Genomic DNA, 18,823 nt, shown 5'->3' on the forward strand with positions numbered 1-18,823 from the left:
CGCGTCGGCAAAACCCGGTAACGATCAGCTATGCTTGGCCCAGAAGGGAAACGAAAGTGGCTGCGCACCCAATGGATATCAAGTTCACCAACCGCCTGTCCTACAAGCAAGCCAAGCTCACCGTGCTGGTCGGTTTTGTCCTGGGTATGCTGCTGAGTCTGCTGCAGATAGGCATCGATTATGCCAGCGAAGATGCTTCCATCAACCGGGAAATATTGTCGCTGCTGGAAATCAGCCACAGTCCCGCCTCCCGGATCGCCTACAACATCGACGCCGAACTGGCCCAGGAGTTGACGCTTGGCCTGTTGCGCTCACCTGCGGTGATAGGCGCGCAACTGACCGACAATAACAATACCGTGCTGGCCAATGTCAAACGCGCCCCTTCGGCCAGTACCTACCGAGTGATCAGCGACTTCCTGTTTGGTGCCGATCGCCAGTTCAAGGAGCGGTTGTTCCTCGAACACCTGCCCGATGAATCCCTCGGCACACTGGCACTGGAAGTCGATACCTACGCCTTCGGCAGCCGTTTCTTGCGTCGGGCCGAAGTCACCCTGCTCAACGGTTTCGCCCGCAGCCTGATCCTCAGCGGCATTCTCCTGGCATTATTTTATGTGATGCTGACCAAGCCGCTGGTACGGGTCATTCGCGAGCTGAGCGAGCGTGACCCGCGCATCGCCGAGCAACCACCGTTGGAATGCCCGGTGCACCATCAGAACGATGAAATCGGGGTGCTGGTCAGGGTGGCCAACCAGCAGTTCGAAAGCATGACCACGGAAATCCAGCAGCGGCGCGCCGCCGAAAATCGCCTGACTGACTACCTCGGGCAGCTGGAGTCCATCGTTTCGTCGCGCACCGCCGAGCTGAAAGCGATCAATCGGCGCCTGACGGCCTCCAACGAGGAACTGCAGATCGCGCGCCAGACAGCCTTGGACATGGCGCAGGCGCGCTCGGTGTTCCTGGCCAACATGAGCCATGAAATCCGCACGCCCCTCAACGGCCTGCTGGGCATGATCGCCTTGTCCCTCGACAGCCCGTTGAATGCCGAGCAGCGCCAGCAACTGGCGATTGCCCACGACTCCGGCAAAGTGCTGGTAGAACTGCTCAACGATATTCTCGACCTGTCGAAATTCGATGCCGGCCAACTGGAACTCGAACACATTCCCTTCGACCTCGGCTCATTGATCGAAGACACTGCCAACCTGCTCTCGCAGAACGCTGCACCCAGCGTCGAGCTGACCTGCCTGATCGATCCGCAGTTTCCCGCCCAGGTGATTGGCGACCCGACACGGGTTCGGCAAATCGTCAGTAACCTGCTATCCAACGCCCTCAAATTCACTCGTTTCGGCCGGGTCGATGTGCGCCTCTGTACACGGGAGGATGGCGTCAGGATCGAAGTCTGCGACACCGGTATCGGCATCGCCCAGGATGCCCAGGTCAAGATCTTCCAACCCTTTACCCAGGCTGGCGCCGGCATTACCCGTCAGTTCGGCGGCACCGGGCTGGGGCTGGCCCTGACCTTCAACCTGTGCAACGCCATGCAGGGCCGACTGAGCATCAGTTCGGAGTCGGGTTTTGGCAGCCAGTTCTGCGCCGACCTGCCACTGCCAGCGCACACTCGCGCCACACCGCCGGCTCGCCTGCACGGCAAGGTCGTGGCCATCACGTCGGCCAGCAGTGGCCTGGCCGAGCTGTTGCGCAGCCTGTTGCCCGGATGGGGCCTGGATTACCAACAGCGCAGCCTCGATGACTCACTGCACGACCTGGACCCCGATGTACTGATTACTGACTGCCCACCCTGCCTGTTCGAATTGCGCTCGAGGTTCGCCGCACCGATCTTGCTGGTGACCGCCTACGGCAACTTCATGCCCAGCGAAGAAAGCGCCGCCCTTGCTCCTCTGCAGCAACAGGCCCGTCCACTGGCGCGCAATGCGCTGTACCAGACCTTGCGTCGCGCCTTGAACATGGAAAACGTTGGGGATAGCCCAACGCCCGATCACTCGCCGTCACCTCCACGCCGGGGGCGAATCCTGTTGGTGGAAGACAACCCGGTCAATCAGCTGGTGGCCAAAGGCATGCTGAGCAAACTGGGCAGCGACGTGATTGTGGTGTCCCACGGCGCCGAGGCGCTCGACCAACTGGAACTCGGCCACTTTGACCTGGTGCTGATGGACTGCAACATGCCGGTCATGGACGGTTATGAAGCCAGCCGGCACATCCGGCGCAGCGGTCGTTGGCCGGACCTGCCGATCGTCGCCTTGACCGCCAATGCCATGCCCGAGGAACGGGAGCGCTGTCGCGCGGCCGGGATGAACGATTACCTGGCCAAGCCCTTTCGCCGCGAAGAACTGGCCGCGCTGCTGGACCTGTGGATACCGCTCAGGAAAGCCCCTTGATCTGCTCCAGCAACTGATCGAGGCCCGCGCGCAATTGCGTCAGTTGCTGCAGGTCGAAGCCGCTGTCGCACAATAATCTGGACTTCAGCGGCCCCACCTGTTCACGCAGGGCAACACCGGCTGGCGACAAGCTCAGGTGCACTTCGCGCTCGTCCCGGGCCGAGCGCTGGCGCTGGACGAACTGCATCTGCTGCAGGCGCTTGAGCAAGGGCGTCAGGGTTCCGGAATCCAGCGCCAGGCGTTCGCCCAAGGCCTTGACCGTGGGTTGCTCGGGCGGCTGCTGCTGCCACTCCCATAACACCAGCATCACCAGGTACTGCGGATAGGTCAGGCCCAGGGGCTCGAGCAAGGGCTTGTAGCCCCGGATCACCGCCCTGGAGGCCGCGTACAGCTTGAAACAGAGCTGGTCATCCAGTGCCAGAGAATCAACGGACAGATCATTCATTTGAGCAGTGCTTCAATCTCGCGCGTCAGGTCTTGCGGCTTGGTCGCGGGGGCAAAACGCTTGACCAGCTTGCCGTCCTGACCGATCAGGAATTTGGTGAAGTTCCATTTGATGCCCTGGGACCCCAACACGCCGGGGGCGCGCTTCTTCAACTGGACAAACAGCGGATGGGCGTCGCTGCCATTGACGTCGATCTTTTTGAACAGCGGAAAGCTGACACCGAAATTCAATTCGCAGAACTCAGAGATTGCCCCCTCGTTGCCCGGCTCCTGCTTGCCGAACTGATTGCAGGGAAAACCGAGCACCACCAAGCCTTGATCCTTGTAGGTCTGCCACAACGCTTCCAGTCCCTTGTACTGCGGGGTAAAGCCACATTTGCTGGCTGTGTTGACCACCAGCACCGCCTTGCCGGCGTAATCGGCAAGGGTCTTTTGTTCCCCTTTGATCGTGGTACACGGGATGTCGAGCAGGTTGTCGGTCATGGGACGGGCTCCGAATAATAGGTAGATACAATAAACATAGCGAGCAATTGAATTGTGCGCAACTTAATTGGCCGAAAAACCGACCGGGAGCACCGGCTGGCTAACGGGATTGGCTGCCTGCACCAGACCTTCGCCAGCCAGCCAGCACCTGCCTCAGTCGCGCGGCACCAGGTCCAGGCACACGGAGTTGATGCAGTAACGCAGGCCGGTAGGCGGCGGACCATCCGGGAACACATGCCCCAGGTGCGCCTCACATTTGGCGCAGACCACTTCGGTGCGGATCATGCCGTGGCTGACATCGCGGATCTCAACCATGGCGCTCGCGCCGATCGGCTCGTAGAAACTTGGCCAGCCGCAGCCGGAATCGAACTTTGCCCGGGAGTCGAACAGCGGCTCGTTGCAGCAGATGCAATGATAGACACCCGCGGTCTTCGTCGCGTTGTACTTGCCCGAGAACGGTCGCTCGGTGCCCTTGAGACGGCACACGTTGTACTGCTCTGGATCGAGCATGGCCCGCCATTCTTCCAGGGTTTTCTGGATCTTTTCCATTGTCCTACCTCAGCAACTGAAAAAGCCCGATCTGTACCTTTTCCACGGATCGGGCGGCACGTATGATTGCGCCTCGTCAAACGCCAGTCTGGCAGCCGCGTTACACGCATTCAAACGGATTTTGGTGCACCGCTCCGAGGCGCCGGGCTCGTGTGAGAACGCAGGATTCCCAGTACGGTAGTTCATACAACGTCTGGATCGTTCATTTTCGGGAACACATCGCCATGCAGGTCAGCAAATCGAACAAGCTCGCCAACGTCTGTTATGACATTCGCGGCCCGGTGCTCAAGCACGCCAAACGCCTGGAAGAGGAAGGCCATCGCATCCTCAAGCTGAACATCGGCAACCCGGCGCCCTTTGGTTTCGAAGCGCCTGATGAAATCCTCCAGGACGTCATCCGCAACCTGCCGACCGCCCAGGGCTACAGCGACTCCAAAGGCCTGTTCAGCGCACGCAAGGCCGTCATGCAGTACTACCAGCAGAAGCAGGTCGAAGGTGTCGGTATCGAGGACATCTACCTGGGCAACGGCGTTTCCGAGCTGATCGTGATGTCGATGCAGGCCTTGCTCAACAACGGCGACGAAGTGCTGGTGCCGGCGCCCGATTACCCGCTGTGGACGGCTGCGGTAAGCCTGGCCGGCGGCAACCCGGTGCATTACCTGTGCGACGAACAAGCCGACTGGTTCCCTGACCTGGCAGACATCAAGGCCAAGATCACCCCCAACACCAAAGCCCTGGTGATCATCAACCCGAACAACCCGACCGGCGCGGTGTACTCGCGCGAAGTCCTGCTGGGCATGCTCGAACTGGCGCGCCAGCACAACCTGGTGGTGTTCTCCGACGAGATCTACGACAAGATCCTCTACGACGATGCTGTGCATATCTGCACCGCCTCACTGGCCCCGGACCTGCTGTGCCTGACCTTCAACGGTCTGTCCAAGTCCTACCGGGTGGCGGGTTTCCGTTCCGGCTGGATCGCCATCTCCGGGCCCAAGCAACACGCCCAGAGCTACATCGAAGGCATCGACATGCTGGCCAACATGCGCCTGTGTGCCAACGTGCCGAGCCAGCATGCTATCCAGACGGCACTGGGTGGCTACCAGAGCATCAACGACCTGGTGCTGCCACAGGGCCGGTTGCTGGAACAACGCAACCGCACCTGGGAACTGCTCAATGACATTCCCGGAGTCAGTTGCGTGAAGCCGATGGGCGCGCTGTACGCCTTCCCGCGGATCGATCCGAAAATCTGCCCGATCCACAATGACGAAAAATTCGTGCTCGACCTGTTGCTCTCGGAAAAACTGCTGGTGGTGCAAGGCACGGCATTCAACTGGCCGTGGCCCGACCATTTCCGTGTCGTGACCCTGCCCCGCCTCGACGACCTGGACATGGCCATCGGCCGGATCGGTAACTTCCTGAAATCCTATCGCCAGTAAATGACCTGTCGCCGAGGCGGGTAGCAACCCGTCCTCGGTGATTGATTCAGCAACATATCCCCCCGCCTTTCGACTACTCTCTGCCCCTTGTGTGCTGGCGCTCGCTCGCTTGTGGCTGCAAGCCAACAATCACGGGCATTGCGCAGGAAAAAACTGGCCCAATATTGCTTGAAGCAATACCAGAAATGTCCTGCAACCTAGTGGAATCTGGCTGTAGGACACAGTTTGAAATAGTCACCCGGTTGAATAGCCCGGTGCAGCACCTTATATACCCCGCAGTAAGCTACATCTTTAGCATGAGGAGATTTCTACAACCATGATGCGCATCCTGCTGTTTTTGGCCACTAACCTGGCGGTCGTGCTGATTGCCAGCATCACCCTGAGCCTTTTCGGCTTCAACGGGTTCATGGCGGCCAACGGGGTTGATCTCAACCTCAATCAGCTGCTGATTTTCTGTGCGGTCTTTGGTTTCGCCGGTTCCCTGTTCTCGCTGTTCATCTCCAAGTGGATGGCGAAGATGAGCACCAGCACCCAAATCATCAGCCAGCCGCGCACTCGCCATGAACAATGGTTGCTGCAAACCGTTGAGCAACTGTCCCGCGAAGCCGGGATCAAGATGCCCGAAGTCGGTATTTTCCCGGCTTACGAGGCCAACGCGTTTGCCACCGGTTGGAACAAGAACGATGCACTGGTCGCAGTCAGCCAGGGCTTGCTCGAACGTTTCTCGCCGGACGAAGTAAAAGCGGTCCTGGCCCACGAGATCGGCCACGTGGCCAACGGTGACATGGTCACTCTGGCGCTGGTCCAGGGCGTGGTGAACACCTTCGTGATGTTCTTTGCGCGGATCATCGGCAACTTTGTCGACAAGGTGATCTTCAAGAACGAAGAAGGCCAAGGCATCGCCTACTACATCGCGACCATCTTCGCTGAATTGGTCCTGGGCTTCCTGGCCAGCTCGATCGTCATGTGGTTCTCGCGCAAACGTGAGTTCCGTGCGGACGAAGCCGGTGCCCGCCTGGCCGGTACCAGTGCCATGATCGGCGCCCTGCAGCGCCTGCGCTCGGAGCAAGGCCTGCCGGTGCACATGCCGGACACCCTGAATGCCTTCGGCATCAACGGTGGCCTCAAGCAAGGGTTCGCTCGCATGTTCATGAGCCACCCGCCGCTGGAAGAGCGTATCGACGCACTGCGTCGTCGCGGTTGATCCGTCTGGCGTAACAACAAAAAAGGCCCGCAGCGATGCGGGCCTTTTTTGTTTGTCTTGAGTGGGGAGTTGCTGCCTACGCGCGATGAGACAGGCATAGGCAACTGCGGACTAACGGGGGGAAATCCGGTACACCCGCTCCACAAGCCGTGTCACCCCGGCCCGCAGGAACTTCCAGCTCTCACCCAGCACATCCTGCTCCTGCAGCATGTGCAGGCGCCAGAAGCATCCCCAAGACCGCCGCACCTCATCATCCTCCACAGCAAACGGTGGTCCTGGCAACTGCGCCTGATCGTAATCCAGAGTAATCAGCAACCCCCGCAACTCGGCCGGCAAGATCTGCTGCAGATGCGCGCCATAACGCTCGCGCATTGGTGGCGGCAAGGCGATCAGTGCCGCGCGATCGTACAGCGCAGCACAATCAGCCACATCGCGTGCCGTCAGCGAAAAAAAATCACCGCACCACAGCTCAATGGCCCCGGCACGATAGACCTTGAACGCGCCCGCATCACTTACCTCTGGCGCTAACTGCTGCTCGCTGAAAAAGTCTTCGACAGCCGTTTGCGAAAGTTCGATCCCGAGCACCTGGTGCCCCTGCCCCGCCAGCCACAGCAGGTCCAGGCTCTTGCCACACAACGGGACTAGCACACGTGCCCGCGCAGGGATCGCCAGCTCCGGCCAGTGCCGCTGCAAATACGGATTGACTTGCGGCAGGTGAAAACCGATCTGGTTCGAAGCCCACTTCTTGTGCCAAAACTCCGGCTGCATAAATCACCCTGAAAATTCGATCAATAAGCTCTAAAACTTATATTAGATTTAGATCAATGATCTGACTGAAGATGCAGTCATCTTACCGCTCAGGACCTCCTCCATGTTCCCCAGCCTGTTTATCTCCCACGGCTCACCGATGCTGGCACTGGAACCAGGCGCCAGCGGGCCGGCACTGGCGCGCCTGGCCAGCGAGCTGCCAACCCCCAAGGCCATCGTGATTGTCTCCGCGCACTGGGAAAGTCGGGACCTGCGGGTCAGTAGCGGCACCCAGCCAGAAACCTGGCACGACTTTGGTGGCTTTCCTGCCGCCCTCTTCGCCGTGCAATACCCCGCACCCGGCCAGCCAGAGTTGGCGGCACAGGTCGCCGAACTGCTCAAGACTGACGGCCTGCCGGCACAACTGGACGGGCAACGCCCGTTCGATCATGGGGTCTGGGTGCCGTTGTCGCTGATGTATCCGCAGGCCGACATCCCCGTGGTGCAGGTGTCACTGCCAAGCCACGCCGGCCCGGCACTGCAGACCCGGATCGGCCATGCGCTGGCCAGCCTGCGCCAACAAGGCGTGCTGTTGATCGGCTCCGGCAGCATCACCCACAACCTGCGAGAGTTGGACTGGCATGCCGGCCCGGAGAGCATCGAACCCTGGGCCCGCGAGTTCCGTGACTGGATGATCGACAAGCTGGCGGCCGACGATGAAGCGGCGCTGCATGATTACCGCCAACAGGCGCCCAACGCGGTGCGCAGTCACCCGAGTGACGAGCACTTGTTGCCGCTGTATTTTGCCCGCGGTGCCGGCGGCGAGTTCAGCGTGGCGCACACAGGTTTTACCCTGGGCGCGCTGGGCATGGACATCTATCGTTTTGGCTGACCACTGAACCTGGAAAGCAAACAGCAGGCAAAAAAAATCCCCGAACCAGTCGGGGATTTTTTATCGTAGATCAATCAGCCCAAGGGCGGATCAATCTTCGCGGTAGCGACGCAGTTTCAGCTGCTTACCGGCAACACGAGTATCCTTCAGCTTGGTCAGCAGTTTCTCCAGACCATCTTCCGGCAGCTCTACCAGCGAGAAGCTGTCACGCACCTGGATGCGACCGATTGCTTCGCGAGCCAGGCCACCCTCGTTAAGGATGGCGCCCAACAGGTTCTTGGCAGCGATACCGTCACGCGCACCCAGCGCGGTACGGCAACGAGCACGACCTTCGGCCAGCGGGATCGGTGCACGACGCTCACGATCACCACGGTCCGGACGATCACCAGTACGCTCTGGACGGTCGCCACGTGGTGCATTGTTCGGCACCAGTGGACGCTCCTTCTCGATCGCGGCCAGGGTCAGCGCTTGACCGTTGGTGGCCTTGCGCAGCAGGGCTGCGGCCAGGGCACGTGGGCTGCAACCGATATCGGCGGTCAGGCGATCAAGCAGATCACCGTGGGTCGATTCGGCATCGGCAACCAGCGGCGCCAGGCTGTTGGTCAGTTTCTTGATGCGCGCATCGAGAACTGCCTGGGCGTCCGGCAGGCGAACTTCAGCAACTTTCTGCCCGGTTACACGCTCGATCACTTGCAGCATGCGGCGCTCACGAGGAGTCACCAGCAGCAGTGCACGACCTTCGCGACCCGCACGGCCGGTACGGCCGATACGGTGAACGTAGGATTCCGGATCGTACGGCATGTCAACGTTGAACACGTGAGTGATGCGCGGAACGTCCAGGCCACGAGCAGCAACGTCGGTCGCCACAACGATGTCCAGACGGCCATCCTTGAGGGAGTCGATCACGCGCTCACGTTGGTTCTGGGCAATGTCGCCGTTCAGCGCAGCGGCTTTGTAGCCTTTGGCTTCCAGGGCGCTGGCCAGGTCCAGGGTCGCTTGCTTGGTGCGCACGAACATGATCAGGGCGTCGAAATCTTCCACTTCCAGCAGGCTCAATACAGCCGAGGTCTTCTGGTCAGCGTGAACCAACAGGTGAGCCTGTTCGATCGCGGTAACGGTCTGGGTCTTGGTCTGGATCTTCACGTGTTGCGGATCGCGCAGGTGGCGTTCGGCAATGGCACGGATCGACTGCGGCAAGGTAGCCGAGAACAATACGGTCTGACGGGTAGCTGGCAATGCCTTGAAGATAACTTCCAGGTCATCCATGAAGCCCAGCTTGAGCATTTCGTCAGCTTCGTCGAGAACCAGGTGGTTCACGGTCGACAGGACTTTCTCGTCGCGACGCAGGTGGTCGCACAGACGGCCCGGGGTGGCGACAACAATCTGTGCGCCATTACGGATTGCTTTCAATTGTGGGCCCATCGGCGCGCCGCCGTAGACAGCCACAACAGTTACGCCTGGCATTTGCTTGGCGTAGGTTTCAAAAGCAGTTGCAACTTGCAGCGCCAACTCTCGGGTTGGCGCCAGGATCAGGGCTTGCGGCTCGCGCTTGGCAGGATCGATGCAGTGCAGGATAGGCAGGGCGAACGCGGCGGTTTTACCGGTACCGGTTTGCGCCTGGCCAATCATGTCTTGGCCGGCCATGATGATCGGGATCGATTGCTGCTGAATAGCCGAAGGCTCTTCGTAGCCGGTCGCGATGACGGCTGCCAGAATATTCGGATTAAGATTAAAAGCGGCGAAGCCGCCGGTTTCCTGGGTCATGGGTCTGCCTCTAAGTGCATCCGCAAAGACCCATGCTCCAAAGCTGCGCGTGCCGTGTTGAGACTCAAGAGTCGCCCTGGCAGCTTTGTCGGCGGGGATTTGCGAAAACGAATGAATGAAAAGAATCGTCAAGGAAGAGTCCGCAGTGCGGACGTGCAGCCGAAGCTGACTTCGGGGAATTGCTCTACCTAAACGCGGCCCGGCTAAAGGCCGGCGCGCACTATACCGGAATTAGCTGAAAAAGGGAGCTTTTTTTATCGAAAAAAGCCTGTGAACGCAGGACTGTCACAGCTTTTGCGGATATTCGCGCGACAGTCTATTTTTCAAAGGCCCGGCCCTGCTGGTCATGGCGCTTAAACGGTTCATCTTGCGGGCCGGGACCTTTGGTCCGATGCCTCCTTTCCCTCCGAGGATTTACTCCATGAATCAACCGGATAAGAGTCGTGTCAGCCGAGAACGACAGGGGCATGTGCTGTTGATCGGGCTGGATCGGGTCGCCAAGCGCAACGCATTCGACCTCGATCTGCTGAACGCCTTGAGCCTGGCCTATGGCGAGTTCGAGGCCGACTCAGAGGCCCGGGTTGCCGTGGTGTTTGCCCATGGCGAGCACTTTACCGCCGGCCTCGATCTGGTGAGTGCCAGCGGCGCACTGGCCAAGGGTTGGCAGGTTCCGACTGGCGGCTGCGATCCGTGGGGAGTATTCGTCGGACCCAGGGTCAGCAAGCCGGTGATTGTAGCCGCCCACGGGTATTGCCTGACCATCGGTATCGAGTTGATGCTGGCGGCGGACATCAACCTGTGCGCCAGCAACACCCGCTTTGCACAGATGGAGGTCCAGCGCGGGATCTTTCCCTTCGGCGGCGCCACCTTGCGCCTGCCTCGACTGTCGGGCTGGGGCAATGCCATGCGCTGGTTGTTGACCGGTGACGAGTTCGACGCCCACGAAGCGTTGCGCCTGGGACTGGTGCAGGAGGTCATGGCCAGCGAGGACCTGTTGCCACGCGCCATTGAACTGGCTGAACGCATCGCCCGGCAGGCACCGCTGGGGGTTCAGGCGACATTACAGTCGGCGCGCCAGGCCCACCTCGAGGGTGAAGCCGCCGCGGCAGCGAGTTTGCCGGCGTTGGCCAAGGAGCTGTTGAACAGCGAGGACGCCAAGGAAGGCGTGAGGTCGCTGATCGAGAAACGCCCGGCCATATTCAAAGGATGTTAACCCCCTGGCGCTCCATCAGGTGGCTGGGCGAATGGCCTTGATCAGGTTCTGCAACGAGTAACCCAGGCGCGGGGCCAGGGCTTCGGCGCGGGCGCTCAACCCGTGCATGTCCAGCTCCTGGTCGAGCTCTGCCGGCACGATCAGGATCACATTGCCCTCCTTCACCGGCAGCTCCCAGTAGTGGCGGTGATAAAGCCCGCGCAGCAGCGCCGCCCCCAATGGCTTGCCATCATCGGTCGCCCATTGGTTGATCACCAGCCAACCGCCCGGATTCAGGCGTTTCTGGCAGTTCTCCAGGAAATTCCACGCCAGATGCCCGACACCTGGTCCGACATCGGTGTAGAGGTCGACGAAGATCAAATCCGCAGGCTCGGCGGTTTCCAGCAGATCGAGCGCATCGCCGATACGGATGTACAGACGCGGGTCATCGTCCAGGCCCAGGTACTCGATGGCCAGGCGCGGTACGTCCGGGCGCAGTTCAATGGCTTCTACGTCTTCCAGCGGCAGGAACTTCAGGCAGGCCTGGGTCAAGGTACCGGCACCCAGCCCAAGGAACAGCGCGCTGTCCGGCTGCTCGTGGCACAGCGCGCCAATCAGCATGGCGCGAGTGTAGTCATACTCCAGCCAGCTCGGGTCGGCGGTGAACACGCAGCTCTGCTCGATGGCGTCGCCAAATTCGAGGAAGCGGTAATCCGCCACTTCCAGCACCCGGATCATGCCGAACTCATCGTGCACTTCGGCGAGCAGATGCTCGACGCGCTCCTCAGTCATTTCGTCTCCTGGTCGTTGCCCGGCCAGTCCCCGGACAACGTTATCATTCGTTCCGCGTTAGGCGGCAAAGGCGCGATTGTCGGCCAAGCATCGCCAGCAGGTCACGTACTAATTGCTGATAACATGAGGTCCCGTGCGTAAACACTAGAGACCGTGATGAGCCAACCCTGGAGCCCTGACAGCTGGCGCGCCTTGCCGATCCAGCAACAACCCCACTACCCGGACGCGGCGCACCTGCATGCCGTCGAGCAAAGCCTGGCCAGTTATCCGCCCCTGGTGTTTGCCGGTGAGGCCCGGGAGTTGCGCCGTCAGTTTGCCGAGGTCACCGAAGGGCGTGCGTTTCTGCTGCAAGGCGGCGATTGCGCGGAGAGCTTTGCCGAGTTTTCGGCGGCGAAGATTCGCGACACCTTCAAAGTGCTGCTGCAAATGGCCATCGTCATGACCTTTGCCGCCGGCTGCCCAGTGGTCAAGGTCGGCCGGATGGCAGGGCAGTTCGCCAAGCCGCGCTCGGCCAACGACGAAACCATCGATGGCGTGACCCTGCCGGCCTATCGGGGTGACATCGTCAACGGCATCGGCTTCGACGAAAAAAGCCGGGTGCCGGACCCGGACCGCCTGCTGCAGTCCTACCATCAGTCCACAGCCACCCTGAACCTGTTGCGCGCCTTCGCCCAGGGCGGTTTTGCCGACCTGCACCAAGTGCACAAGTGGAACCTGGACTTCATCGCCAACTCGGCGCTGGCGGAAAAGTACAGCCACCTGGCCAACCGTATCGATGAAACCCTGGCCTTCATGCGCGCCTGCGGTATGGACTCGTCACCGCAATTGCGCGAGACCAGCTTCTTCACCGCCCACGAAGCCCTGCTGCTCAATTACGAAGAAGCTTTCGTGCGGCGCGACAGCCTGACCAACGACTATTACGACTGCTCCGCCCACATGTTGTGGATCGGCGACCGCACTCGCCAGCTCGACGGCGCTCACGTCGAGTTCCTGCGCGGGGTCAACAACCCGATCGGGGTCAAGGTCGGCCCGACCATGAACACCGATGAGCTGATTCGTCTGATCGACGTGCTCAACCCGAACAACGACCCAGGCCGCCTGAACCTGATTGCCCGCATGGGCGCGAACAAGGTCGGCGATCACCTGCCGCAGCTGATTCGTGCCGTGGAACGTGAAGGCAAAAAGGTGCTCTGGAGCAGCGACCCGATGCACGGCAATACCATCAAGGCCAGCAGCGGCTACAAGACCCGGGATTTCGCGCAGATCCTCGGTGAGGTGAAGCAGTTCTTCCAGGTTCACCAGGCCGAAGGCACTTACGCTGGCGGTATTCACATCGAGATGACCGGTCAGAACGTCACCGAGTGCATTGGCGGCGCACGTCCGATCACCGAGGACGGCTTGTCGGACCGCTACCATACCCACTGCGATCCACGGATGAATGCCGATCAGTCGCTGGAGCTGGCGTTCCTGATCGCTGAAACCCTGAAGCAGGTTCGCCGCTAAGGCGGGCTACCCCCCGGCCAACGCCACCCGCAACCGCGCCGCACTGGCGCGGGGGCAATTGAGTTGAATCTGCGCCAGGCCCAACCAGTTGGCCATCTTGCGCAAATTGTCCGCCAACGCCTGCATGCCCGCCTCATCGAGACCCGGTTGCTCTTCGTGCACCGCGTGCACCGCCAGCCGCCCCAACGCCCGCTCAGCCCGCAGATCGACCCGCGCAGCGATCCGCTCGTGGTGCAGAAACGGCAACACGTAATAGCCATACACCCGCTTGGCGGGTGGCGTATAGATTTCCAGGCGGTATCGGAAGTCGAACAGGCGCTCGGTCCGGCCGCGTTCCCAGATCAACGAATCAAAGGGCGAGAGCAAGGCACTGGCACTGACCCGGCGTGGGACTTTCGGCTCGGGCAAACAGTACGCCCGTTGCTTCCAGCCCTGCACTTCGCAGGCCTGCAACGCGCCATCCTCCACCAGTTCCGCCAACGCGCTGCGACACTGCGCCAGCTCCAGGCGAAAATAGTCGCGCAAGTCCGTCTCAGTCGCCACACCCAGTGCAGCGGCGGCGTGCAGGAGCAGTCCTCGTTGCGCATCTGCCTCGCTTGGCAGAGCAACACTGAGCACGGACGCGGGAATCACCCGTTCCGGCAGATCGTAGAGCCGCTCAAAACCGCGCCGCCCCGCCACCGTGACCTCTCCGGCAGCGAACAACCACTCCAACGCGTGTTTTTCCGCACTCCAGTCCCACCAGGGCCCTGCTCGCTCCTGGCGTGTCGACAAACTCCCAGCCCCCAACGCACCGAGCTCCTCGACCGAGGCCAGGACCCGGCGGATGGTGTCCTGCTGTTCCCGCCCGAAACGCGCCAATTGCTGATAGATGCCCTCGCCTTGCGCGGCCCGTTGCATCCGCCAGCGCAGCAACGGATACATCGACAACGGCAACAATGAGGCCTCATGCCCCCAGTATTCGAACAAGGTGCGCCGCCGCCCTTGAGCCCAGGCGGCCTGATCAAGTAGCCCGGAGGAGTAGTCTCCAAGGCGCGAGAACAAGGGCAGATAATGCGAGCGCACCAGCGCGTTGACCGAATCGATCTGCAGCACACCCAGACGCTCGATCAACCGATTGAGCTGGCTCGACTTGACCGGTGCTGGCGACTGACGCCCAGAGAAACCTTGGGCCGTCAGTGCCAGGCGCCTGGCTTGCTTGAGGGAAAAACACAGGGAGCCGGTCATGCAACCATCCTTGGTGAAGGTTTCCGCCACCTTAATACCAGGCTCACCAAACGCCAATGGCAGGCTCAACGCTTCAGCGGATCATCCCAGAACGGGCGCGATGACTCCCTGACCACATCCGCCCGACTCAGGCCGATGTCCCGCAACCGGTCATCGCTCATCCGTGCCAGCTCGGCACGGTCCCTACTCAACTGGCGCCAACGCCCCAACTGAGCGAGCGCCCGGTACAGATGCTGGACCGACCTGTCCAGCGTTGCTTCCATGGCGCCGCGCCCTACCCTCACTACCGTGTGCCGTCGTTCCATGACAGTGCTCCCAAAAAGTGAGGTCGAAGTCTGCTACCGGTTCGGTAAACCAACCAGTGAATGTCGGTGACCACCTGTTTCCAGCTCGATACAGCCCCATGGCCCGGGCGTTTGCACCGGACCACGGGGGAGTGACAGAAGATTTCAATCGACCTGGCCGCTTACTTGCCCTTGCCCATGGGGTCTTCCCAGAAATGCCGCTGCGTTTCCTGCTGGATGTCGGCCCGACTCAGACCAATGTCTTTCAGCGCGTCATCGCTGAGGCTGGCCAGCACTGAGCGCTCACGATGCAACTGAAACCAGCGCACGAGTTTTTCCAGTAGATGATGGGAGAAGCCATGGAGTGAGAAATGGTTTAACTGCACATAACCTTTTTGACCTTTCATCGTCTTGCCCTCCGTTGTGGATGGCTCAAGTCTCGCGCCAGGACTAAGATCAATCCAACGAATGTTTCTTATGCAACACATCTCGGAGATTGATGAGTTGAGCGCCTACCCCAGCATTGATACCGAAGTCCTGCGCACGTTCGTCGCCATTGCCGACCAGGGCGGTTTCACCCGCGCTGGCGAGTTGGTCAACCGCACGCAATCGGCGGTTAGCATGCAGATGAAGCGTCTAGAAGAGGACGTGCTGCAACGCCAACTGTTCCAGCGCGACGGCCGCCAGGTGAAGCTGACTGCCGAGGGTCAGGTGTTGCTGGGTTACGCCCGGCGGATCCTCAAGCTGCACAGTGAAGTGTTCAACACCCTGCGAGAACCGCACATGGTCGGCATGGTCAAGATCGGCACGCCCGACGACTATGTCATGCGCTTCCTGCCGGGCATCCTGTCGCGCTTCGCCCAGGCCTATCCGTTGATCCAGATCGAAGTGCATTGCGACTCCTCCGAGCAGTTGCTGCAACGCCAGGACCTGGACCTGTCGATCGTCACCCGCGAACCTGGCAACGAGATCGGCCAACTGCTGCGCAAGGAACGTTTTGTCTGGGCCCAGGCGCTGTGCTTCAACCCCAACGAGCAAGTGCCGCTGCCGCTGGCAATGTTCAACAGTGACTGTTTTTGCCGGCGCTGGGCCTGTAACGCGCTGGACGCCAGCGAACGCGAGTACCGCATCGCCTATAACAGCTCAAGTCTGTCGGCGATCATGGCGGTGGTCAGTGCCGGGCTGGCCGTAACCGCCCAACTGGAAAGCCTGATCACCCAGGACATGCGCATCCTCGGCGAGGCGGAAGGTCTGCCGCAGTTGCCCGAGGCCAGCATCATGCTGCTGCGCAACCTGCATAACCCCTCGCCCATCACCGAGTGTCTGGCCGAGCACATTGTCGAAGGCTTCAAACTTTAAAGGCGAGCATCACCGCACACAGCACCAGGAAGGCGCAGAACAACCCGCGCAGCAAGCGCTCCGGCATGGCGTGGGCGATCTTCACTCCCCAACTGATGCTCAACAGCCCGCCCGCCGCCATGGGCAGCGCAATGCTCCAGTTCACCTGCTGATGCAGCGCATAGGTAACCAGGGTCACGCCGGTGCTGGGCAAGGCCAGCGCCAGCGACAGGCCCTGGGCCACCACTTGAGTGGTGCCGAACAGACTGGTGAGCACCGGCGTCGCCACCACGGCCCCGCCCACACCGAACAACCCGCCCATGGCCCCCGAGGCTGCTCCCAGGACGCCTAGCCAGGGCCATGGATAGCGCATCTGCACGCTGGGCTTGGCGGTTGCCATGAACATACGCAGCAGGTTGTAGCTCGACAGCGCCACCAGAAAGCCCACAAAACCGATGCGCATGACCTGGGCATCAATCCCCACCGCCCAGATCGAGCCAAGCCAGGCGAAACAGAACCCCATCGACGCAAGCGGCAGGGCGTGCCGCAATTCGATGCGATTGCGCTGGTGGTAACGCCACAGCGCCAGCATCACATTGGGCACCACCATCACCAGCGCCGTGCCCTGGGCAATCTGCTGATCCAGGCCGAACAATACGCCCAGCACCGGGATCGCGATCAATCCGCCGCCGATTCCGAACAATCCACCGACAGTCCCCAGGGCAGCGCCCAGTACCAGATACATCGCCAACTCAATCACAATTCATTTCTCCGCACACCAGGCTGTGCATCCTACGCAGTAGCTTCTAGCGGGGAAACGCACAGCAACGCACAATGGCTGTGCCAAATCCGCATAGGCTGATCCTGATGAATCCCAACGCGCTCACCGACCAACTGGGGTTATTCCTCGACGTAGTGGAAACCGGCAGTTTTTCCGCGGCCGCCCGCCGCCATCCACTGACCCCCTCGGCCGTCGCCAGGCGTATCGACAGCCTGGAGCATGCCTTGGGCAGCCAGCTGTTCGTGCGCACCACCCATGCCGTTCGCGCCACGCCCGCGGGGTTGGCGTTTGCCGAACGAGCCCGACGGATAGTCAGTGAATTACGCCTGGCCCGGGCCGAAGCCGCTTCCCTGAGCAACGCGCCGGAGGGCCTGATTCGGGTCGATGCGCCTGCGGCCTTCGGTCGACGCCATCTGGCACCGGTGATTGCCGACTTTCTACAGGTCTATCCGGGGCTCGACGTGCAATTGCATTTGATCGACAGCTTCGTCGACATGCAGGGCTTGAACCTGGGCAAGGTCGACCTGGTGCTGCGCGCCGGGCAAATGGCCGACACCCGCATGGTGGCCACACCCCTGGCGAGCATGGTGCGCATTGCCTGCGCCAGCCCCGCGTACCTCAAGCGGCGCGGCGTACCCCAGCGGCCCGAGGAGTTGAGCACTCATGACGGCCTCGATTGGGATGGCCTGGCGCCGCCCTTCGCCTGGCGCTTCGAGCACAACGGCCAACAGCACTTGCATCGCCCGCAACGCATCCGCCTGAGCGCCAACAATGCCGAAGCGCTGCTCTACGGCGCCCTCGCCGGCCTGGGTATCGCGCACCTGCCGACCTGGTTGTGCAGCGAATACCTGCTGCGCGGCGAGTTGCTACCGTTGTTTTGCGACGCGGGCTTGCCCAAGCCGGAGAACACCGGCATCTATGCCCTGCGCCTGGAGCAGCAGGCCAGTTCCCGCACACGGCTGTTGCTGGAATACCTCAAGAGCCGCTTCAGCCCAATCCCGCCATGGGACCTGGCCCTGCAGCGCGACTTCAGCCGGCTCTAACGGAGAATTATCTGGCGCATCAAGCACTCGCCCGCCGCGCATCTGGTTTGCCCTTACGCCAATGCCACCCGTGGCAATGCCGATGTACGCTTGCACGTCACCGTCTGAGTGCCCGGCACTTTCCAGGCGCGCAAAAAAAACCCGACACAAGGTCGGGTTTTTTGCCTACAAGGACTGCGCTTATTTAGCACGGCCTTTGTAAGAACCGCCTTCGCGGGTATCGATCTCGATCATGTCGCCGATTTCGATGAAGTCAGCAACCGACAGCTCGGTACCGTTCTTCAGTTTGGCAGGCTTCATCACCTTGCCGGAAGTGTCACCGCGAGCGGAACCTTCGGTGTAGTCAACCTGACGCACGATAGTGGTCGGCAGCTCTACGGATACCAGACGGTCTTCGAAGAACACGGCTTCGCAGACGTCGGTCATGCCTTCTTCAACGAATGGCAGAACGCTTTCGATGTCTTCGGCGTTCAGCTCGTACATGGTGTAGTCAGTGGTGTCCATGAACGTGTAGGTGTCGCCGCTGATGAAGGACAGGGTCGCTTCTTTGCGGTCGAGGATCACGTCGTCCAGTTTGTCGTCGGCGCTGTAAACGATCTCGGTCTTGTAACCGGTCAGCAGGTTTTTCAGCTTGGTCTTCATGATCGCGCTGTTACGACCGGACTTGGTGAATTCAGCTTTCTGAACCAGCCAAGGGTCGTTTTCGAGACGGATCACCGTACCGGGTTTCAGTTCTTTACCAGTTTTCATT

At 60.9% G+C, this 18,823-nt stretch carries 19 protein-coding genes and 1 pseudogene; 9 read left to right on the forward strand and 11 right to left on the reverse strand.

What is annotated here, in order from left to right; all coding sequences use genetic code 11:
* Window positions 1-71: 71 nt before the first annotated feature.
* Window positions 72-2,393, forward strand: a complete 2,322-nt coding sequence (locus ACM6IP_RS26405; protein WP_414862676.1) for a response regulator — start codon at window positions 72-74, stop codon at window positions 2,391-2,393.
* Here ACM6IP_RS26405 and ACM6IP_RS26410 read toward each other — a convergent pair.
* The 3 genes from ACM6IP_RS26410 to msrB form a co-directional block, all read right to left on the reverse strand.
* A complete protein-coding gene (locus tag ACM6IP_RS26410) occupies window positions 2,377-2,838 on the reverse strand; it encodes a MarR family winged helix-turn-helix transcriptional regulator (protein WP_095168135.1) in 462 nt (153 codons plus the stop codon). The genes ACM6IP_RS26405 and ACM6IP_RS26410 overlap by 17 nt on opposite strands.
* The gene (locus ACM6IP_RS26415) at window positions 2,835-3,320 is read right to left on the reverse strand and encodes a glutathione peroxidase (protein WP_095168133.1); all 486 of its coding nucleotides are present in this window, start codon (window positions 3,318-3,320) and stop codon (window positions 2,835-2,837) included. Before ACM6IP_RS26415 ends, ACM6IP_RS26410 begins: the two co-directional genes overlap by 4 nt.
* A 153-nt stretch (window positions 3,321-3,473) precedes the next feature.
* On the reverse strand, window positions 3,474-3,869 hold the full coding sequence (gene msrB, locus ACM6IP_RS26420) for a peptide-methionine (R)-S-oxide reductase MsrB (protein ID WP_159997279.1): 396 nt from the start codon (window positions 3,867-3,869) through the stop codon (window positions 3,474-3,476).
* 224 nt (window positions 3,870-4,093) lie between these two features.
* Here msrB and ACM6IP_RS26425 point away from each other — a divergent pair, with 224 nt between their 5' ends.
* Together ACM6IP_RS26425 and htpX are read left to right on the forward strand one after the other, a co-directional pair.
* Window positions 4,094-5,305 carry a pyridoxal phosphate-dependent aminotransferase gene (locus ACM6IP_RS26425; protein WP_095168129.1) on the forward strand — a complete coding sequence of 404 codons (1,212 nt, stop codon included), beginning with the start codon at window positions 4,094-4,096 and terminating at the stop codon, window positions 5,303-5,305.
* 316 nt (window positions 5,306-5,621) lie between these two features.
* Window positions 5,622-6,509, forward strand: coding sequence for a protease HtpX (gene htpX, locus ACM6IP_RS26430; protein ID WP_095168127.1), 888 nt, complete (start codon window positions 5,622-5,624; stop codon window positions 6,507-6,509).
* A 111-nt stretch (window positions 6,510-6,620) separates the two neighbouring features.
* Here the strand turns inward: htpX and ACM6IP_RS26435 are convergent, their stop codons facing one another.
* Window positions 6,621-7,277 carry a thiopurine S-methyltransferase gene (locus tag ACM6IP_RS26435; RefSeq protein WP_414862636.1) on the reverse strand — a complete coding sequence of 219 codons (657 nt, stop codon included), beginning with the start codon at window positions 7,275-7,277 and terminating at the stop codon, window positions 6,621-6,623.
* Window positions 7,278-7,380: 103 nt separating this feature from the next.
* Between ACM6IP_RS26435 and ACM6IP_RS26440 the strand changes: the two genes are divergently transcribed.
* A complete protein-coding gene (locus tag ACM6IP_RS26440) occupies window positions 7,381-8,148 on the forward strand; it encodes a DODA-type extradiol aromatic ring-opening family dioxygenase (RefSeq protein WP_159997283.1) in 768 nt (255 codons plus the stop codon).
* Between the two features lie 90 nt (window positions 8,149-8,238).
* Here the strand turns inward: ACM6IP_RS26440 and ACM6IP_RS26445 are convergent, their stop codons facing one another.
* Window positions 8,239-9,912, reverse strand: coding sequence for a DEAD/DEAH box helicase (locus tag ACM6IP_RS26445; RefSeq protein WP_095168122.1), 1,674 nt, complete (start codon window positions 9,910-9,912; stop codon window positions 8,239-8,241).
* A 421-nt stretch (window positions 9,913-10,333) separates the two neighbouring features.
* On the opposite strand from ACM6IP_RS26445, the gene ACM6IP_RS26450 reads away from it, so the two are divergent.
* Window positions 10,334-11,125 carry a crotonase/enoyl-CoA hydratase family protein gene (locus tag ACM6IP_RS26450; RefSeq protein WP_095168121.1) on the forward strand — a complete coding sequence of 264 codons (792 nt, stop codon included), beginning with the start codon at window positions 10,334-10,336 and terminating at the stop codon, window positions 11,123-11,125.
* 15 nt (window positions 11,126-11,140) lie between these two features.
* Here the strand turns inward: ACM6IP_RS26450 and ACM6IP_RS26455 are convergent, their stop codons facing one another.
* Window positions 11,141-11,896 (reverse strand): spermidine synthase, encoded by a 756-nt coding sequence (locus ACM6IP_RS26455; RefSeq protein WP_159997285.1) that lies wholly within the window; start codon window positions 11,894-11,896, stop codon window positions 11,141-11,143.
* A 156-nt stretch (window positions 11,897-12,052) separates the two neighbouring features.
* Here ACM6IP_RS26455 and ACM6IP_RS26460 point away from each other — a divergent pair, with 156 nt between their 5' ends.
* Window positions 12,053-13,399, forward strand: coding sequence for a class II 3-deoxy-7-phosphoheptulonate synthase (locus ACM6IP_RS26460; RefSeq protein ID WP_414862637.1), 1,347 nt, complete (start codon window positions 12,053-12,055; stop codon window positions 13,397-13,399).
* A 6-nt stretch (window positions 13,400-13,405) separates the two neighbouring features.
* On the opposite strand, the gene ACM6IP_RS26465 is transcribed toward ACM6IP_RS26460, so the two are convergent.
* The 3 genes from ACM6IP_RS26465 to ACM6IP_RS26475 form a co-directional block, all read right to left on the reverse strand.
* A complete protein-coding gene (locus tag ACM6IP_RS26465; protein WP_414862638.1) occupies window positions 13,406-14,626 on the reverse strand; it encodes a winged helix-turn-helix domain-containing protein in 1,221 nt (406 codons plus the stop codon).
* 65 nt (window positions 14,627-14,691) lie between these two features.
* Window positions 14,692-14,889, reverse strand: a complete 198-nt coding sequence (locus tag ACM6IP_RS26470; RefSeq protein ID WP_414862639.1) for a DUF1127 domain-containing protein — start codon at window positions 14,887-14,889, stop codon at window positions 14,692-14,694.
* Between the two features lie 203 nt (window positions 14,890-15,092).
* Window positions 15,093-15,317 (reverse strand): DUF1127 domain-containing protein, encoded by a 225-nt coding sequence (locus ACM6IP_RS26475; protein ID WP_414862640.1) that lies wholly within the window; start codon window positions 15,315-15,317, stop codon window positions 15,093-15,095.
* Between the two features lie 97 nt (window positions 15,318-15,414).
* Between ACM6IP_RS26475 and ACM6IP_RS26480 the strand changes: the two genes are divergently transcribed.
* Complete coding sequence (locus ACM6IP_RS26480) at window positions 15,415-16,269, forward strand: LysR family transcriptional regulator (protein ID WP_162530234.1); 855 nt, start codon at window positions 15,415-15,417, stop codon at window positions 16,267-16,269.
* Here the strand turns inward: ACM6IP_RS26480 and ACM6IP_RS26485 are convergent.
* Complete coding sequence (locus ACM6IP_RS26485) at window positions 16,259-17,008, reverse strand: sulfite exporter TauE/SafE family protein (protein WP_414862641.1); 750 nt, start codon at window positions 17,006-17,008, stop codon at window positions 16,259-16,261. The genes ACM6IP_RS26480 and ACM6IP_RS26485 overlap by 11 nt on opposite strands.
* A 107-nt stretch (window positions 17,009-17,115) precedes the next feature.
* Here ACM6IP_RS26485 and ACM6IP_RS26490 point away from each other — a divergent pair, with 107 nt between their 5' ends.
* Together ACM6IP_RS26490 and ACM6IP_RS26495 are read left to right on the forward strand one after the other, a co-directional pair.
* Window positions 17,116-18,072, forward strand: coding sequence for a LysR family transcriptional regulator (locus ACM6IP_RS26490; protein WP_095168111.1), 957 nt, complete (start codon window positions 17,116-17,118; stop codon window positions 18,070-18,072).
* Between the two features lie 33 nt (window positions 18,073-18,105).
* Window positions 18,106-18,180, forward strand: a pseudogene (locus ACM6IP_RS26495) (organic hydroperoxide resistance protein); the annotation flags it as partial.
* A 72-nt stretch (window positions 18,181-18,252) separates the two neighbouring features.
* Here ACM6IP_RS26495 and ACM6IP_RS26500 read toward each other — a convergent pair.
* Window positions 18,253-18,822 (reverse strand): elongation factor P, encoded by a 570-nt coding sequence (locus ACM6IP_RS26500; protein ID WP_002554550.1) that lies wholly within the window; start codon window positions 18,820-18,822, stop codon window positions 18,253-18,255.
* Window position 18,823: the final 1 nt, after the last annotated feature.

This window comes from Pseudomonas sp. IT-P176 (assembly GCF_949767245.1).
Lineage (GTDB): Bacteria > Pseudomonadota > Gammaproteobacteria > Pseudomonadales > Pseudomonadaceae > Aquipseudomonas.

Bases quoted from the DNA above. Each gene is read 5' to 3' on its own strand.
- ACM6IP_RS26440 (WP_159997283.1), top strand. From the start codon at position 7,381: ATGTTCCCCAGCCTGTTTATCTCCCACGGCTCACCGATGCTGGCACTG.
- ACM6IP_RS26445 (WP_095168122.1), bottom strand. From the start codon at position 9,912: ATGACCCAGGAAACCGGCGGCTTCGCCGCTTTTAATCTTAATCCGAAT.
- ACM6IP_RS26500 (WP_002554550.1), bottom strand. From the start codon at position 18,822: ATGAAAACTGGTAAAGAACTGAAACCCGGTACGGTGATCCGTCTCGAA.
- msrB (WP_159997279.1), bottom strand. From the start codon at position 3,869: ATGGAAAAGATCCAGAAAACCCTGGAAGAATGGCGGGCCATGCTCGAT.
- ACM6IP_RS26460 (WP_414862637.1), top strand. From the start codon at position 12,053: ATGAGCCAACCCTGGAGCCCTGACAGCTGGCGCGCCTTGCCGATCCAG.
- ACM6IP_RS26450 (WP_095168121.1), top strand. From the start codon at position 10,334: ATGAATCAACCGGATAAGAGTCGTGTCAGCCGAGAACGACAGGGGCAT.
- ACM6IP_RS26410 (WP_095168135.1), bottom strand. From the start codon at position 2,838: ATGAATGATCTGTCCGTTGATTCTCTGGCACTGGATGACCAGCTCTGT.
- htpX (WP_095168127.1), top strand. From the start codon at position 5,622: ATGATGCGCATCCTGCTGTTTTTGGCCACTAACCTGGCGGTCGTGCTG.
- ACM6IP_RS26490 (WP_095168111.1), top strand. From the start codon at position 17,116: ATGAATCCCAACGCGCTCACCGACCAACTGGGGTTATTCCTCGACGTA.
- ACM6IP_RS26405 (WP_414862676.1), top strand. From the start codon at position 72: ATGGATATCAAGTTCACCAACCGCCTGTCCTACAAGCAAGCCAAGCTC.
- ACM6IP_RS26465 (WP_414862638.1), bottom strand. From the start codon at position 14,626: ATGACCGGCTCCCTGTGTTTTTCCCTCAAGCAAGCCAGGCGCCTGGCA.
- ACM6IP_RS26435 (WP_414862636.1), bottom strand. From the start codon at position 7,277: ATGCAGCCGGAGTTTTGGCACAAGAAGTGGGCTTCGAACCAGATCGGT.
- ACM6IP_RS26425 (WP_095168129.1), top strand. From the start codon at position 4,094: ATGCAGGTCAGCAAATCGAACAAGCTCGCCAACGTCTGTTATGACATT.
- ACM6IP_RS26415 (WP_095168133.1), bottom strand. From the start codon at position 3,320: ATGACCGACAACCTGCTCGACATCCCGTGTACCACGATCAAAGGGGAA.
- ACM6IP_RS26470 (WP_414862639.1), bottom strand. From the start codon at position 14,889: ATGGAAGCAACGCTGGACAGGTCGGTCCAGCATCTGTACCGGGCGCTC.
- ACM6IP_RS26455 (WP_159997285.1), bottom strand. From the start codon at position 11,896: ATGACTGAGGAGCGCGTCGAGCATCTGCTCGCCGAAGTGCACGATGAG.
- ACM6IP_RS26475 (WP_414862640.1), bottom strand. From the start codon at position 15,317: ATGAAAGGTCAAAAAGGTTATGTGCAGTTAAACCATTTCTCACTCCAT.